Below are 654 nucleotides of genomic sequence, written 5' to 3' on the forward strand. Positions count from 1 at the left end.
ATAGTCCGGGCTAGGGAAATACCCGGAGGTGTTATCGTTTTTGGCTCTGGTAAGCGCCAACTCTTAGTTAGAGGTTGAGCCCTCCAAGCTGCGTGACTTCAGCCCGCAGAAGTTGACAATTGATGCAAATTACAGGCGTCTCGCTTCGATGGAAGCGTTGAAATTGCAAACAATTTAAGCCATACCGCCGGCGGCTTGCATCCGCGCTCTAGCGCGCTTGAGGGCTTGCTTGGCCTGAATTTGCTCTTGACGGGTGCCGTTGAGGGCGTTATTCAGCCGAGTTTCGGCATCTGAATACGCTTGACGAGCGCTTTCGAGGTCGATCGCTTCGCCGCGTTCCGCACCATTAACCAAGATGGTGACTTCGTTTTGTTCCACTTCTGCAAACCCACCCATCAGGGCGATCGCCACCCAGTCTTTTTCAGCGCGCACCCGCATCACGCCGACATCAAGGGCGGTTAACAAAGGAGCGTGTTCGCTGAGAATCCCCAGTTGTCCTGTGGTACTCGGCAGAATCACTTCCTCAGCCTGAGAATCCCAGACGGTTTTGTCTGGTGAAATCACGCGAACTGTTAATGTCATGATAACCTCCGATACGTTTGGAAACCCCCGTGCTTTAGCCGGGGGAGGAAAAACGAACGTGCGGCTTTAGCC

General features: G+C 53.7%; 1 protein-coding gene. It reads right to left on the reverse strand.

The genetic code is table 11. The features are described from left to right. Window positions 1–174: 174 nt before the first annotated feature. Window positions 175–582 carry an ATP synthase F1 subunit epsilon gene (gene atpC / locus AC0QH1_RS00715; RefSeq protein ID WP_324628806.1) on the reverse strand — a complete coding sequence of 136 codons (408 nt, stop codon included), beginning with the start codon at window positions 580–582 and terminating at the stop codon, window positions 175–177. Window positions 583–654: the final 72 nt, after the last annotated feature.

The sequence above is a fragment of the Phormidium sp. CCY1219 genome (assembly GCF_055795085.1).

What these genes read in the sequence shown, in the direction of transcription:
- atpC (WP_324628806.1), bottom strand. Translation starts at nt 582, where the DNA reads ATGACATTAACAGTTCGCGTGATTTCACCAGACAAAACCGTCTGGGAT.